This window comes from Paenibacillus polysaccharolyticus (genome assembly GCF_900102085.1).
GTDB classification, from domain to species: domain Bacteria; phylum Bacillota; class Bacilli; order Paenibacillales; family Paenibacillaceae; genus Paenibacillus; species Paenibacillus polysaccharolyticus.
In genome coordinates, this window is record NZ_FMVM01000006.1 from 33,478 (window position 1) to 47,568 (window position 14,091).

A 14,091-nucleotide genomic window follows, 5' to 3' on the forward strand; every position below is an offset into this window, starting at 1 on the left:
AAACATTCTCACTAATTATGACAACGCACAAACATAATCGTCGTTTGAAATATTAAATCTTGTACGCCTTCATCGCTTTAAACAACTCTTTGAAGGTTGGACGTTTGCCGTACATCAGTACGCCCGTGCGATAGATTTTAGCTGCGAGCCAGCCAAAGACCAGAATGGATACAGCCAGAATGGCAAGAGACGTCAGAATCTCCCAGGTCGGTGCAACGCCTGCCCCAATCCGTACAAGAATCGCTGTTGGTGATGTGAACGGAATGAAGCTTGCAACTTTGAGCAATAAAATATTCGGTGCAGAGATGCTGAAGAGTGCAATATAGAATGATACCAGGGACAGCATCGTGATTGGCAGAACTGCCTGCCCCAGCTCTTCCGTACGGCTGACCATTGAACCAACGGCTGCGAACAGCACTGCGTACAGGAAGTAACCCAGGATATAGAAGATCAATCCATATACAATTACAGCGATATTAATGTCGCTAACACTCAAATTGAAATCATCCAGTACTGCGCGGTTGTGCGGTAATAGAATATTCCCCGCAATAACTGCGCCGAAGATTCCGATCTGTAACATACCTACCATGAAGATACCGATGATTTTACCAAACATCTGACTGAGCGGAGATACACTCGTGATCAGAATCTCCATAATGCGCGAGCTTTTCTCAGCTGTGATCTCGGAAGCAATCATATTACCTGTCATCATCGTAGATGTGAACAGCAAGATGATTAACAAGTACACAACGATATAGTTGATCGGACTCATTGATTTTTCCGCACCAGCTCCAGCCTCACCATCATCAGCGCTTAGACTCTCTGCAGTCAGCTTCACAGGTGTTGTAATCAACGCCTTCTGTTCAGGTGTCAGTACATCCTTGACTACGACATCCAGCTTCACACTTTGCAGAGCAGATTCAATAGCCGTAGTGATCTGAGGTGAAATGTCATCTGTGGAATATAAAACAGGCTTCGGGAACTCCTGTCCTGCTACCGTTTCAAGTTTCAAATAACCATCAATCAGGCCTGCCTTCGCATCTTCCTGTAATGCAGCTTCGTCCTTATCCCCACTCACGATGAAACGATACGCCTGATTTCCCTGAGCAGACGAGAAGTCTTCCAGCTTCTGTGCTACATCCTGCTGTTCCGTTGTCAGAAGACCGATGTTGACAGGATTTTTACCGGAAGCTCCGCCGCCAATTGGTCCGCCATTGAATAAAGTAATGAAATATGGAACATTGAGTCCAATCGAAATTAAAAGTGCAAGTACAATGGTAGTAACCATAAATGACTTCGTTTTTACTTTGTTTTTGAACGTGAAACCTGTAATTGTGCCCATTTTATTCATTCGACTCACCTACCTCACGAATAAAGATTTGGTTAAGCGTTGGTTCCTTGATCTCAAAATGCTCCACGGTGGTCTGTGCCATTGCCGTTTTCAAAATCTCCTGAGCGGCTGCAACCTCACTGACCTGAATCTGATATCCACGTTCGTTTTGCTCCACTCGTTTCACACCTGCCAGCTGCTCAAGTCCTTCTACCTGTCCAAGAGTACTGAGGTAAACTTGCTCACGCGGATAACGGCTCTTAATCTCCTTAATCTCACCTTGCACTACCGTGTTAGAACGATGAAGTATCGTGATCTGACGACACAACTCCTCGACATGTTCCATCCGGTGTGTAGAGAACAAGATGGCTGTACCTTCATCACGCAATTCTTTAACCGTTGATTTAAGCAACTCTACGTTAACTGGATCAAGTCCACTAAAGGCTTCATCCAGAATGAGAATCTGCGGTCTATGTACCACCGCGGCTATAAAGCCCATTTTCTGCTGGTTTCCTTTGGATAATTCCTCGATTTTTTTATCATAATACTCCGGCACTTCGAAACGCTTCAGCCAGTACTTCAGACTCTCATCGGCATCCTTGGCTTTCATTCCGCGAAGGCGTGCCAGGTAATTAATCTGTTCGCTAACTTTTACCTTGGGATACAATCCGCGTTCTTCGGGCAAATATCCCATAATCTGTTGCAACTCTGTATTATATGGCTTCCCGTTGTACAGAATGTTACCACCATCCGGGTGGATTAGACCGAGCACCATGCGCATCGTTGTTGTTTTACCGGCGCCGTTCGCTCCAAGCAATCCGTAAATCTCGCCCTCTTTTACATTAAGCGTAACTCCATTGACAGCTGTTTTGTCTGCGTACTGTTTGACGACTTGCTTTAGTTCCAATCGGTTCATTCAGAATCGTCTCCCTTCGGTTATCTCCACTGTACGGGTGCATACCCGGCAATCCAATATTCAAGCACTTCTCCCAGTTCCAAATTGCGAATTTTGAGTACCCGGTGATTGGATAACTCCAACCTCTCCTGCGCTTCGCTCACCCGGGTTGTAATCACACGGATCAGACCATTCTCTTCCTGAAAAGATTCAACTACACCAGGAATATTCTCGGGCCGCAAATCCCCTTCGTACCAGATCTCCTTCCACTGCTCAAGCACTAGGTCTTTCTCTGCCATACCCAGAACCTGCCCGCGGTGCATAAGTACGATGTAATCTGCCAGCCGCTTCACTTCATCTGCAATATGCGTGGCAATGAGAATGGTTGTGTCTCCACCTTCCATATAATCACGGAACTGCTCCACCATTACCTTCCAAGCAAAAGGATCAAGACCGGACGAAGGTTCATCCAGAAGAAGCAGTTTAGGACGAGCAGCAAGTGCTGCGGCTATTTCAAACTTCCTCCGTTCTCCCTTGGACATCTTGGTCAGCTTCACATCACTTGGCACGTCCATGTCTGTTATAAGCTTTTTGAACAGCTTCATATCCCACCTTGGGTACCAATGTGATCTGAAATCAGCTGCCTCCTGCGGCGTCATCCGATTCTCTTCAATACCACTGTTATCTGCCACAAAGCCAATCTGTTGTCTCAGCTCAATCGGAAGTATCCCCGAATGCTTCTCCTGTCCAAACCATATGATCTCACCATTATCCGGTAGTACAATTTGTTGCAACATGTTAAGCAATGTGCTTTTGCCAGAGCCGTTATGCCCCAGAATGGCAACCACATATCCTTCCGGAATCGTGAGATCAATCGGCCCAATAACCCTGCGTTTACGCATCTTGGATACACCATTTAATTGAACGGCTATAGGTTCCACCATACCTCCCCCTCCTTACTTCGAATAATTTGCTCTTAGGGCCTCCCGGAACAAAACTTCCATTTCCTCTTCTGTACACCCTACAGCTTTGCCCGACTGCACCGCAGCTTGCATCGCTTCCTCCGCTGCCTTCAGCCTGTAGTTCTCTCGTTCTCCCGCCTCAACCTGGGCCACAAATGTTCCTGTCCCCTGCTTCGTACGAAGCAGACCTTCATTCTCCAGATCCTGATAGACCCGTCTAACCGTAATTACACTGCAATTCAGTGCTCCGGCAAATTCACGAATGGACGGCAAATGTGTCCCCTCCCCCAGTTGACCCGTTATAATTAACGACCTTAATTGATTCTCAATCTGGTGATACAAAGGTTCAGCGCTATTCTCATTTATTTGAATGGGTATCTTCACATCTTGCACCTCGCCCTCCGGTACACTTCATTCACTTACCTGAACGTGCCGGTTTCATCCTATATTCTTTTTATCAATAATTCTGCTGCCTTCTAACTCAGATCTCTCACAGCAAGCTTCTTCAACGTCAATCGACTGAATCCCCATAATGTTGCCAAACCTGCTACCACCGCAATCCACATGATCGGAGATAGCAAGCCCCACAGTTTACTGTAGTGTATTACATACCAGAATCCATAATTACCCGAGAGGCGGATCAGAACAGCTATCACAACGGCCATCGGTAAGAACATGGAGCTAAGCATCAAATATTTTTTACCACTGAAGAGAAACTCTCCGTAAATATATAATCCCGTAATCAGGAGTCCATATCCTGTGCAACTCAGCGCAAAGGCTAAATACTGATCCCATGTGAAACCTTCCGTGTGTAATCTGACTGCATATAATGATCCGTAAAAGAAAAAACCATTATATGCGAATGCAATCAGAGATTGTTGCAGTCTTGACCACATCACAGTTTCATTCGGAATCGGGAGCCTTCGATAAAAGGCAAGCAACTGTGTGTAGGAATCTTCTTGTATGTAGCGGAAGGAACGTCTGCTGAAAAGAAATCCTAGGAACGGAAGCATAATGAGAAAAAACGCATCTACTACCGGGTTAATAAAATTACTCTGTTGCTGCCCAATCAGCATCACGCCGCTCATACTGCCTGTGTAGATCATAAATATGGCAGACCATAACCACTGCAGCTTATCCTTACTATAATCGTTACGGGTTAGCCACCACGCTTGCTTCCATGCATCCATATATCTGTGCCTGCCTTTCAACTGTCTTCCTTCATCTGGTTGACTGTGCTTTTGTTTCAATCACTGTGTTTAGTGTGTATATCAATATACACAGTATACAGACCTATTGCATGTCCCGTCAACCCCTTTTTTTCCTGAATCAGGAAAGCAGGATAGGAAAAGAATCCATTCTGCGATAAGATATACACAGCGATTTTAGTTGAGAGGAATGATCACCCTATGGGATGGCTTATTGAGCCCATACTTGTATTTGGTTTTATCCTTGCGATGATCTGGCTCATCATTCGAAGTGAGCCAGGTCGGGTTAAGAGCAAAAGTGACAGCAAAAGGCATTCCAGACAGTCCAGACAGCATCATCATTCGTCTAGCTCGGCTACGTCTTCTTCTATGATGACCTCTGACTTTTCGACGGACTCGCATACCAGGCCCACTCACGACCACCGACTCCATCACGATCACAAACATCACGATATAGATTCTTCTTCGGGCTCTCATCATCATTCGAGCAGTGATCACGGAAGCAGCGACAGCGGTGGGGATAGTGGCGGAGGTGGAGATAGCGGTGGCGGCGGAGACTAACAATTCCTGCTCTGTCTCATTAGAAAAAGAGCTGTACCCGGCACTGTGAATCAATCACAGAAGGGCACAGCTCTTTTCTTTTTTTCTTTTTCTTTTCCGGTCACCTGATAGCAGAAGAGGCTCATGTCTTACACGAGGTTGTAGCCTGTTGGCAAGCTGCGGTTTCTACGGATGGCGCGAATCTCAGCCAGAGTGAGACGCTGATTGGTGGAGATCAACGACTCTACATCTTCGCCGCGGATCAAGTCATCCAAATCTCTCAGATTGGTGTTCCCGCGATAGACACGGAAGCCTCCCTGGAAGTTTGGCCGTGTAAACAGCACAAGTGTTGCATTCGAACTCGTTGAAAAGAAGCGCAGGCTCTCAACCCCGTCCAAAATATTGTCCAGGTTGCGAAGTCCAGTGTTACCACGATAAATGCGGCTTCTTCCTCTGTAGTTCTCTTCGGAATACACGGTAAGACGAGGATACGTCTGACTGATGCTGACTGTTTTTTTCATTTTGGTTCCCTCCTCTCAAACTCATTCTATGAATGAATAAGAGAGATGGTATGGACTAATCATCTGCGAGATTCATCCATTTAAGCGCCGAGGATAACTTCCCATACCGGACTTGTGTGTCCCCCCGGATAGAGCAGATATAACAACACATATACCACCGTACCTGTCAGTGCAGAGCCAAACCAGATGATGGAGGTAAATTTCCCCCAGCGGCGATGTTTTCCAAAATTCTTTTTGAAGCCAAGTACCAGTGTCGAGATACCAAATACAGCGGCAACCGTGGCCAGAATAATATGAAAGATCAGAAAGATGCGGTAAAAGATCTCCATATCCGGGTCTCCGCCCCAAGCCGTATTACCAACAAATACAGTGCGGGACATGTAGATTACAAAAAAGATTAGAGCTGCGATCGCTCCCGCTACCATAGCAGACTGGTGTGCCTCACGTTTACCACGAATAATTAAAGCCCAGCCAATCGCCACAAGTATCGCACTAAGCACAATGAACGAAGTACTGATTGTAGGCAGCCAAAAATACATATCCATCGTGTGTTCCCCCTTTTGTCGTCACATTAAACTCACGATTTGGCGGCCGGATTGAGCGGCCCCTGCTCTTTACCGCCACCAGCAGGCGAGAGATCATCATCCTCTTCCTGTCTCTCTTTCCGATACCATTGAGAAAACACATAAGCCAGCATAGACACAAAGATGCCCTCCTGGATAAACTTCATAAGAATCCCACCCACCTGCTGATCCTCCTTCGTGGAAGACAGAACATTAAAGAACGCCGGCCCTCCGAAAGAACGGAGAATCGCAGAAGAGTCGCCCGTTACGCAATACCTCATCGCTTCAGCCCATACAGCCGGATTGCTATAAGTCTGATACAACGGTTCGGAAGCAAAAATGATTAATCCACATGCAGGCGTTAACAGCACCATGTTCAAAAAGATAAATCCAACCTTTGACAAGCCTGAAGCTTGTCTACCCTCTGGCAGAGGGTTAAGTAAAGTCCACCACATCAGCATGGATGTGATAAAAAGTACGATATAGTACAACCGGTGAACGGTAAAATTCAACATGACATAATCATGCACAACGGGCAGATGATACAAGGAAAACAGTCCGTTGAACAACACTGCCGCTACAATGGGATGCGCCAGGAAGGAAAGCTTGCGAGTAGGCAGCCAGCGCACAATACCGCGCCATACCCAAGTCGGCAAACCTTTCATCATCAATGGCGGAGCAACAAGGTAGGATAATGCCATGCTCACCATGTGGAAGCTGAACATTACATGACCCAGTAGATTGAAGGGACCCGCTTGTGCCAGATATAGAGCGAACAGACCTGCGAGAAACATGATTTTCTGTCCGGTAGTTGCTGGCTCTGCGCCCTGTACTTTCTCGCTGAACGGACCCACTAATACGAGATAAGCTGCCGCAATAATCAAAAATAAAGCAAGAATAAGCGGACTCCATAAGTCGTCAAAACTAAAATATTGCAACCCGAGCATACGGGAAACCTCCCCGTGACCTGTTTTGGTGAACATTTATTTCACTTACCACGATGTCATACTCTCTTGATGACAGTACATTGGAACGATCCAGAGATGCAAACCTCCATCATTCATCATTCACTCGTATAAAAGGGGAAAAGACGGCGGCATTCGCCGCCGCCATCTCTCTTACCACCAGACCCAGAAGAGGGCCATAATAATACATGTAAAGGCTACAAAAAATCCAAAGGCCATAAATAGTATTGGCATCAAGTGGCCTTTGTCCTTCAAGTGCATCCAGTAACCAAGTTGCACAAATACCTGCAGAATGGCCATGACAACCATAATAATAATGGTGAAGGTTGTGTTAACCCCTCCGGCTGCAGCAGCTGCAAAGGCAATCAACGTGAGTATAATGGAGAAAATAAACACGACGACATGCTTCGAAGGCCCTTCCGCACGGTGACGGTGCTTCACCGGCTGTTGATCACTTTGATCCTGAGCGGACATGTGTTACCCCACCTTTCCGAGCAGGTACACGACCGTAAAGATGAACACCCACACAACGTCGATGAAGTGCCAGTACATGGCTGAGACATAGACTTTCGGTGCGGTTACGACCGTTAATCCTTTTTTGAACAGTTGCCCGATAATGATTCCGATCCACACAATACCGAATGCAACGTGGGCTCCGTGGAACCCGACCAGCGTGTAGAATGCCGAACTGAAGGCGCTCGTGGTCATGCCAAACTCTTTATGTTTCACGTACTCGTAGAACTCGTAAATCTCCAGACCAAGGAATCCCAGACCTAGAACAACTGTGATCCCCAGCCACAAAGCCAGTGAATTTCGGTTCCCTTTGTGCATCGCCTGAATGGCGAATACACTCGTCAAGCTGCTGACTAAGAGGATGAAGGTTGCTGCTGCCACAAGCGGCAGATGGAACAGTTCGTTCGCTGTAGGTCCATCATTGGTCTGCCCGCGAAGTGCGAGGAAGGTCGCGAAGAGTGTACCAAACAGTACCGTCTCACCGCCAAGGAACAGCCAGAAGCCAATCAGCTTGTTGCGTCCTTCCAGCGTTGCCTTCTCTGGTTCGTGCGGCAGTTTGCCGTTTACCGGCTCGGCATGTGAGGTTGTCATGTTCTCGCCCCCTTCTCGTCCTGATCCTCGGGTTCAATGTGCCAGCCGTGATCGTCATATAATGAGCGCAGTGCCATCGCACCAAATGTAATGAGAAGACCGATAATAAGCACAATATAATTATTGAAAATGAAATTCATGAATTCCATTTCGAATTTGTCTTTGCTGAACATTAATCCAAGTCCGGCGATAAAAATACCTACCGACATAACAAACGGCAATGGTGTAGCAGATGGCATATGAATGGAACCTACCGGCTCCGCCGGAGTCATCTCCTTGTTGCCTGCCATCTTCTCTTTCCAATATGCATCGATACCACGCACCAGTGGTGTTTGTTTGAAGTTGTACTCTGGCGGCGGCGATGGAATCGTCCACTCCAGTGTACGGCCGTCTTCCCACGGATCGTTCGGTGCATCGATTGGTTTCTTTGTCGTGATGACGATGTTCACCAGGAAGATAATGACCCCTACGCCCATAAGGAACGCCCCGATGGAGCTAACCAGGTTAAGCAGGTCAAAATCCTGATTCGGCAAGTATGTAACAATCCGGCGTTGCATCCCCATCAGACCGAGGAAATGCTGTACGAAGAAGGTCAGCTGGAACCCGATCATAAATGTCCAGAATGTCCACTTCCCGAGTGACTCACTTAGAATACGACCAAACATCTTCGGCCACCAGTAATGAAGTCCGGAGAATAATCCGAGTACCAGTCCGCCCACAATAACATAGTGGAAGTGAGCTACAACAAAGTACGTGTCATGGAACTGGAAGTCTGCCGGTGCAGAAGCCAGCATGACACCGGTAACCCCACCCATGACGAAGGTTGGTACAAATCCGACAGCAAAGAGATTGGCCGCCGTAAAGCGAATCTGTCCGCCCCACATCGTAAAGAGCCAGTTGAAGATTTTGATCCCTGTTGGTACAGCAATCAGCATCGTTGAGATCGAGAATAACGCGTTGGCCACGTTACCCAGACCTGTCGTAAACATGTGATGCGCCCATACCATGAAGCCCAAGAAGGCAATCAGAATGGTGGCAAATACCATGGAGCTATATCCAAACAACCGCTTACGCGAGAAGGTTGGAATAACCTCCGAGATAATGCCGAATGCCGGCAAGATCAGAATGTAAACTTCCGGGTGTCCGAAAATCCAGAAGATATGTTGCCAGAGCACGGGGTTACCGCCACCTGCAACATCGAAGAAATTCGCACCGAGAATACGGTCAAACGTCAATAATACAAGGCCCACCGTGATGGCAGGAAAAGCAAACAGGATAATGGCTGATGTAATAAACGTGGTCCAGGTAAACATCGGCATCCGCATATAAGACATGCCTGGCGCACGCATGGTGATAATGGTAGCCAGGAAGTTAATGCCCCCGATGAGTGTACCCAGACCGGCGATCTGAAGACCGATCGTATAGAAGTCTACACCGTGTGTTCCGCTATACTCCGAACCGGAGAGAGGTGTATATGATGTCCAGCCTGCGTCCGGCGCGCCTCCCATGATCCAGCTCAGATTAAGTAACACACCACCGAACAAAAATGTCCAGAAGCCCAGAGCGTTAACAAAAGGGAACGCTACGTCACGTGCCCCGATCTGCAAAGGGACCACCGCATTCATAATGGCGAAAATAATCGGCATCACGCCAAGGAAAATCATCGTAGTTCCGTGCATCGTAATCAATTCATTAAACACTTGCGCCGATACAAAATCGTTCATCGGCTTCATCAGTTGAATCCGGATCAAAATGGCTTCAATTCCGCCAATGCCGAAGAAAAGTCCGCCTGCAATCAAGTAAAGAACGGCGATTTTTTTGTGATCGACGGTGGTGATCCAGTCCATCAAGCCCTTGTACCGCTTGACGCTATGCGCATGAGCCAAGGTTGTGTACCCCCTTCTTCATCCTTGCTGTTCTATTCGTAGTCCAATTTGTAATTGGCCAAATATTCGGCAATTCCGTCGATTTCTTCATCCGTCAGTCCCAGACTCTTCGGACTTGGCATCGTATTGCCCGGCTTCACAGCTTGTGGATCATGAAGCCACTCTTTCATGTTATCCAGTACCGGTTTACCTTCTTCCTGACCTTCACGTTGATTCAGCAAAATACCTGCAACGGATTCCTTGCCACCAATACCTGTAAGGTTAGGTGCAACAGGTCCGCCCTGATCGCCTACAGCGTGGCAAGACAGGCAGTTCGTTTTGAATTTCTCAGCAAGCTGTGTGTCCTCAGGAAGCACAGCTGGCGCTTTCATCGCGTTAACCCAGCGGTCAAAGGACTCCTGGCTAACAGCCTTAACTTTGAATTCCATGAAAGCATGAGATCTACCGCATAACTCGGCACATTTACCACGGTAAACGCCTTCATTTGGAGCAGAGAAGCTGAATTTGTTCAGTGTTCCATCCGGGTTTGTGTCCATTTTGCCCGCAAGTGACGGCACCCAGAAGGAATGAAGCACGTCCGCGGTTTTCAATTCGAATGCAATTTTCTTTCCGGTCGGGATGATGAGGTCTTGAGCGGTGGTTATGTCATACTGAGGATAAGTGAATTCCCACCAATACTGATGTGAGGTTACCTGGACCTTAACTGCGTTTTTGTCGTTGGACAAATCTTCACCTTGGGCAAAAATCGTCTGAACTGTTGGTACAGCCAAAATAATGACCAGCAATAGAGGAATGGCTGTCCATATTACTTCCAGCTTGAAATTGCCTTCAACCTGTTCGGGTACTTCATTCTGCCCGGCTCGTCTGCGAAACTTAATCAGGACATAGGCAGCAATTGCAAATACAATGATGAGCACCACGATCATAATCGCAATAGACAGCTTCATCAGATCATATTGGCCTTGCGCCACAGGACCCTGAGGTTTCATTACTGACAAGTCTTCCCGCCCGCATGCGGATAGCAGCAAAGAGAACACCGCCAGCAAGGGGAGAATTCGCTTTGCAACCTGCCACTGTTTCATCATTGATCTACCCCACTTTTTTACGTTTTCGTAGATTACGTTGTCGTCGGTACAAAAGCAACACATGTACGTTTCAGCACGATACACATAATCCTCTTCATCATATAGGATGCTTACAAAAATAACGCTTCCAGTACTCCCGTCATTTCCTGTCCAGGGCATGTCTGCGCATTCTTCCAATTCATTCTATATGCTTCAATCACTTATTAAATATAAGTTGAGGGTATGATTTTGTCAATCTTTGGACACATGTTCACAAATTGTTCACTTTATGTATAAAACCGCATCACAACTTGGTTTGCAAACGATTTCACTTAAAAGTATTACAATTAACCACTGAAAAATTTTGCCAAATTTCGGTGATGATATCAGATTTCTTGGCGACTTTTATCACAATAAAAACATGCAAGATTATGCAAAAAGATTCTTCGCCTTTTCAGGAAACTATTACCACACCAACTGGAAATGGACGATTCTGCCCCATGGATCTTCAAGTCGATATTTGCATGGAGCATTCACGCCAGCTTTACAGCATTTCAATTATTCAATTATAGAGGGAAAATTTTCGTTTAAGTTCCATCCGTTAGGATCAACGGCCCATCCTTGGTAATGGCTACGGTATGTTCATACTGCACGCCCCAGCTTTCATCCAGCGTTCGGACTGTCCAGCCATCCTCATCCCACACCACAGCCCCGGAGCTACCCTTCGTGAATATGGGTTCAATGGTTATGACCATACCTTCAGTAAGCATCATTCCTGTTTTTCGTTTTCCATAAGGCAGTACATTCGGTGGCTCATGGATATATTGCCCTATGCCATGGCCGATAAGCGGTTTAACGATTCCATATCGGTACAATCGTGCCGTTCGTTCAATTGCGCTACCAATGTCTCCAAGTGTATTCCCTGGAACGGCCTGTGCTATCGCCTTATAAAGCGCCTTCTCCGTACGTTTCATAAGCCGACGAATAGATCTGCTCGGTTCATCTATGGCATATGTCCAGGCCGAATCAGCAAGCCAACCGTCTTTGTTTACTACCATATCAATCGTCACGACATCTCCACTTGCAAGTGCCTGGCTCCCAGGAAACCCATGACAGACCACATCGTTGACGGAAGCACATGTAGCATAGGGATAACCTTTATACCCTTTCTGCTCAGGTGTGGCTCCATGATCCGCGAGAAAGGCTTCAACGTGCTCGTTAATCTCCGCTGTTGTGGTGCCTGGAACCATGTACTGTTCAATATGTTGATGGCATTCCTTTAATATCCGTCCCGCTTCTCGCATGTAGCCAATCTCTTCTCTGGTTTTCAATATAGGGTCCACATGCCTTCATCCTTCCTGCTGTAGGTATACTTCCATGTATATGCAGGCAATTCAGAACAAAGCCCCTAAAGTGACACTAAATCCAAGATAATATAGATACATGCTAACTGACTCCACAAACGCAAAAAAAACCGTCTGCCGGAGCCAAGGCCCGAGAGACGGTTCTATTCATATTGGAACAGTATAATCAGAAGTTGGTGTTGTTTCAGGATACGGAAGAATCCATCTTGACAAGTTCATGCTCAACGACAGAAGTCAATTCTTCCTCATATCCACCCGTAATCCGGTATTTTCTCACATACTCCTTCACGAATTTTTTTGGATCTTTAGGACGGAAAATCCGAGTCATTTCCCTCAAACTTTCTTTGACCTCATTGTGACCTTTCGTTGCCATTGTAATTCCCTCCCAAAACGTTGAAAGTGAATGCTCCGTTTAGAGAACGCCGAATAAGTCTTAAATGCCATTCATGAAGTTGTGTGCGCGGCTTAAAGCAAGCTTTAGGTCGGGAACCTCGCCGAATAGCAAGTACCTGACACTATAAATACCCGATATGATTCAGGTTGAATCATAATCTTATTGTATCATATTCGGAACCTCGTTACGACTTGACGATTTTTCCTAATATATATAACGGTTTTACTGCCCAAAAAGTTTAATTCCGAATCATATTTTATAAAATGTTTATTCTATACGGATTAATCTATCCAGCATAACCCGCAACTATTCGGGGGATATTATCTTGGATCACCAAATCAGTTAACTATATGGAATTAAAAGGAGGACCTGTTATGGAACGAAAAGAACAGGATATGTTACCCCTTTCGCATGAAAAGGTTGAGGTCGACGGCGTTTATGTCAATGAAGCCGGGCAGGAAGAGCACCTTCACCGGGGGCAAGAGTTTCCTGCCGACCTCGTACTCGGCAAGACCGAATGGAAGCTGACAGAGTATGCATTTGATAATCATCATGAAGGAAAAACAGATGAGCGTCTGGTGCCCAAGGAAGATGATGAAGATAAAAAAGGGAAAATAACCAGTCCTCGCAGACAGATTCAAACTTAATCCATTCATCGGTTCAGTTCTGTCCACCTCCTACATAGCCTATATAAAAAGGACAAAGGAGGCTGGGCCGAATGTCTCCCATGAAATCGTCCAGCGGTCTGGATGAAAATATAGCCGGCATGTTGTGTTATTTATTCACGTTTGTAGGCGGCATCATCTTTCTAGCCGTGGAGAAGCGCAGCCGATTTGTGTTGTTCCATGCCCTTCAATCCGTGACGGTTTTCGGACTGATTATGGTTGGGCATGTACTGTCGGCCTTTCTCCCACTGTTTGGTCCACTTGTAGCTTCACTGTTATCCCTGTTAGGTGTAATCGTATGGCTCCTGACCGTCGTTACAAGTCTGCAAGGAAAATGGCTTAAGCTACCTTGGGTTGGTGATTTTGCCGAGAAGCAGATGCGGCACCTATAATATCGTATCGTGCAATAACAAGAAAACACCGAAACAATGGTTTGTGCTGAACCCATTGTTTCGGTGTTTGCTGTGCGTAAATTATGTTAACTGTCCAAAATAAAGGTTAACTTATACTTCATCGCATTGATATTTTATAACGTGAATAATATAAGAAATAAATCATTTATATGCTGAGTCAACATGCTTTATGACGTGAATCATTCATCATGTACGCTTTACATAATAACCCTTCTGA

General features: G+C 46.2%; 17 protein-coding genes. 3 read left to right on the forward strand and 14 right to left on the reverse strand.

The window, feature by feature from the left end; all coding sequences use genetic code 11:
• Positions 1 to 52 precede the first annotated feature (52 nt).
• The 5 genes from BLQ13_RS09545 to BLQ13_RS09565 form a co-directional block, all read right to left on the reverse strand.
• Complete coding sequence (locus tag BLQ13_RS09545) at positions 53 to 1,351, reverse strand: ABC transporter permease (RefSeq protein ID WP_090918538.1); 1,299 nt, start codon at positions 1,349 to 1,351, stop codon at positions 53 to 55.
• Positions 1,344 to 2,246: an ABC transporter ATP-binding protein gene (locus BLQ13_RS09550; RefSeq protein WP_090918540.1), complete on the reverse strand. Its 903-nt coding sequence runs from the start codon at positions 2,244 to 2,246 to the stop codon at positions 1,344 to 1,346. Before BLQ13_RS09550 ends, BLQ13_RS09545 begins: the two co-directional genes overlap by 8 nt.
• Before the next feature lie 20 nt (positions 2,247 to 2,266).
• Positions 2,267 to 3,169 (reverse strand): ATP-binding cassette domain-containing protein, encoded by a 903-nt coding sequence (locus tag BLQ13_RS09555; RefSeq protein WP_208606766.1) that lies wholly within the window; start codon positions 3,167 to 3,169, stop codon positions 2,267 to 2,269.
• 12 nt (positions 3,170 to 3,181) lie between these two features.
• A complete protein-coding gene (locus BLQ13_RS09560) occupies positions 3,182 to 3,571 on the reverse strand; it encodes a GntR family transcriptional regulator (RefSeq protein ID WP_090919013.1) in 390 nt (129 codons plus the stop codon).
• A gap of 92 nt (positions 3,572 to 3,663) precedes the next feature.
• A complete protein-coding gene (locus BLQ13_RS09565) occupies positions 3,664 to 4,377 on the reverse strand; it encodes a hypothetical protein (protein WP_090918542.1) in 714 nt (237 codons plus the stop codon).
• 219 nt (positions 4,378 to 4,596) lie between these two features.
• Here BLQ13_RS09565 and BLQ13_RS28260 point away from each other — a divergent pair, with 219 nt between their 5' ends.
• Complete coding sequence (locus BLQ13_RS28260) at positions 4,597 to 4,956, forward strand: hypothetical protein (protein ID WP_139168873.1); 360 nt, start codon at positions 4,597 to 4,599, stop codon at positions 4,954 to 4,956.
• Positions 4,957 to 5,084: 128 nt separating this feature from the next.
• Here BLQ13_RS28260 and BLQ13_RS09575 read toward each other — a convergent pair whose 3' ends face one another.
• The 9 genes from BLQ13_RS09575 to BLQ13_RS09615 all read right to left on the reverse strand — a co-directional run bounded on the left by BLQ13_RS09575 (position 5,085) and on the right by BLQ13_RS09615 (position 12,775).
• Entirely contained in the window at positions 5,085 to 5,456 is a 372-nt protein-coding gene (locus BLQ13_RS09575) for a hypothetical protein (RefSeq protein WP_090918546.1), read from the reverse strand.
• 80 nt (positions 5,457 to 5,536) lie between these two features.
• Positions 5,537 to 6,001, reverse strand: coding sequence for a DUF420 domain-containing protein (locus tag BLQ13_RS09580; protein ID WP_090918548.1), 465 nt, complete (start codon positions 5,999 to 6,001; stop codon positions 5,537 to 5,539).
• Between the two features lie 32 nt (positions 6,002 to 6,033).
• Positions 6,034 to 6,966 (reverse strand): cytochrome c oxidase assembly factor CtaG, encoded by a 933-nt coding sequence (ctaG, locus tag BLQ13_RS09585; RefSeq protein ID WP_090918550.1) that lies wholly within the window; start codon positions 6,964 to 6,966, stop codon positions 6,034 to 6,036.
• A gap of 171 nt (positions 6,967 to 7,137) precedes the next feature.
• Entirely contained in the window at positions 7,138 to 7,458 is a 321-nt protein-coding gene (locus BLQ13_RS09590; RefSeq protein WP_090918552.1) for a cytochrome C oxidase subunit IV family protein, read from the reverse strand.
• A gap of 3 nt (positions 7,459 to 7,461) precedes the next feature.
• Complete coding sequence (locus BLQ13_RS09595; RefSeq protein ID WP_090918554.1) at positions 7,462 to 8,088, reverse strand: cytochrome (ubi)quinol oxidase subunit III; 627 nt, start codon at positions 8,086 to 8,088, stop codon at positions 7,462 to 7,464.
• Positions 8,085 to 9,935: a cytochrome c oxidase subunit I gene (gene ctaD / locus BLQ13_RS09600; protein ID WP_420848927.1), complete on the reverse strand. Its 1,851-nt coding sequence runs from the start codon at positions 9,933 to 9,935 to the stop codon at positions 8,085 to 8,087. The genes BLQ13_RS09595 and ctaD overlap by 4 nt, the downstream gene beginning before the upstream one ends.
• A gap of 71 nt (positions 9,936 to 10,006) precedes the next feature.
• The gene (gene coxB / locus BLQ13_RS09605) at positions 10,007 to 11,059 is read right to left on the reverse strand and encodes a cytochrome c oxidase subunit II (protein ID WP_090919014.1); all 1,053 of its coding nucleotides are present in this window, start codon (positions 11,057 to 11,059) and stop codon (positions 10,007 to 10,009) included.
• A 566-nt stretch (positions 11,060 to 11,625) separates the two neighbouring features.
• The gene (gene map, locus BLQ13_RS09610) at positions 11,626 to 12,381 is read right to left on the reverse strand and encodes a type I methionyl aminopeptidase (protein ID WP_090918558.1); all 756 of its coding nucleotides are present in this window, start codon (positions 12,379 to 12,381) and stop codon (positions 11,626 to 11,628) included.
• Between the two features lie 205 nt (positions 12,382 to 12,586).
• On the reverse strand, positions 12,587 to 12,775 hold the full coding sequence (locus BLQ13_RS09615) for a hypothetical protein (RefSeq protein WP_017690840.1): 189 nt from the start codon (positions 12,773 to 12,775) through the stop codon (positions 12,587 to 12,589).
• Between the two features lie 395 nt (positions 12,776 to 13,170).
• Here BLQ13_RS09615 and BLQ13_RS09620 point away from each other — a divergent pair, with 395 nt between their 5' ends.
• Positions 13,171 to 13,443, forward strand: a complete 273-nt coding sequence (locus tag BLQ13_RS09620; RefSeq protein WP_090918561.1) for a transposase — start codon at positions 13,171 to 13,173, stop codon at positions 13,441 to 13,443.
• Between the two features lie 71 nt (positions 13,444 to 13,514).
• Positions 13,515 to 13,853 (forward strand): DUF4870 domain-containing protein, encoded by a 339-nt coding sequence (locus BLQ13_RS09625; protein WP_090918563.1) that lies wholly within the window; start codon positions 13,515 to 13,517, stop codon positions 13,851 to 13,853.
• Positions 13,854 to 14,091: the final 238 nt, after the last annotated feature.

Bases quoted from the DNA above. Each gene is read 5' to 3' on its own strand.
- BLQ13_RS09545 (WP_090918538.1), bottom strand. From the start codon at position 1,351: ATGAATAAAATGGGCACAATTACAGGTTTCACGTTCAAAAACAAAGTA.
- BLQ13_RS09550 (WP_090918540.1), bottom strand. From the start codon at position 2,246: ATGAACCGATTGGAACTAAAGCAAGTCGTCAAACAGTACGCAGACAAA.
- BLQ13_RS09555 (WP_208606766.1), bottom strand. From the start codon at position 3,169: ATGGTGGAACCTATAGCCGTTCAATTAAATGGTGTATCCAAGATGCGT.
- BLQ13_RS09565 (WP_090918542.1), bottom strand. From the start codon at position 4,377: ATGGATGCATGGAAGCAAGCGTGGTGGCTAACCCGTAACGATTATAGT.
- BLQ13_RS28260 (WP_139168873.1), top strand. From the start codon at position 4,597: ATGGGATGGCTTATTGAGCCCATACTTGTATTTGGTTTTATCCTTGCG.
- BLQ13_RS09575 (WP_090918546.1), bottom strand. From the start codon at position 5,456: ATGAAAAAAACAGTCAGCATCAGTCAGACGTATCCTCGTCTTACCGTG.
- BLQ13_RS09580 (WP_090918548.1), bottom strand. From the start codon at position 6,001: ATGGATATGTATTTTTGGCTGCCTACAATCAGTACTTCGTTCATTGTG.
- ctaG (WP_090918550.1), bottom strand. From the start codon at position 6,966: ATGCTCGGGTTGCAATATTTTAGTTTTGACGACTTATGGAGTCCGCTT.
- BLQ13_RS09590 (WP_090918552.1), bottom strand. From the start codon at position 7,458: ATGTCCGCTCAGGATCAAAGTGATCAACAGCCGGTGAAGCACCGTCAC.
- BLQ13_RS09595 (WP_090918554.1), bottom strand. From the start codon at position 8,088: ATGACAACCTCACATGCCGAGCCGGTAAACGGCAAACTGCCGCACGAA.
- ctaD (WP_420848927.1), bottom strand. From the start codon at position 9,935: ATGGACTGGATCACCACCGTCGATCACAAAAAAATCGCCGTTCTTTAC.
- coxB (WP_090919014.1), bottom strand. From the start codon at position 11,059: ATGATGAAACAGTGGCAGGTTGCAAAGCGAATTCTCCCCTTGCTGGCG.
- BLQ13_RS09615 (WP_017690840.1), bottom strand. From the start codon at position 12,775: ATGGCAACGAAAGGTCACAATGAGGTCAAAGAAAGTTTGAGGGAAATG.
- BLQ13_RS09620 (WP_090918561.1), top strand. From the start codon at position 13,171: ATGGAACGAAAAGAACAGGATATGTTACCCCTTTCGCATGAAAAGGTT.
- BLQ13_RS09625 (WP_090918563.1), top strand. From the start codon at position 13,515: ATGTCTCCCATGAAATCGTCCAGCGGTCTGGATGAAAATATAGCCGGC.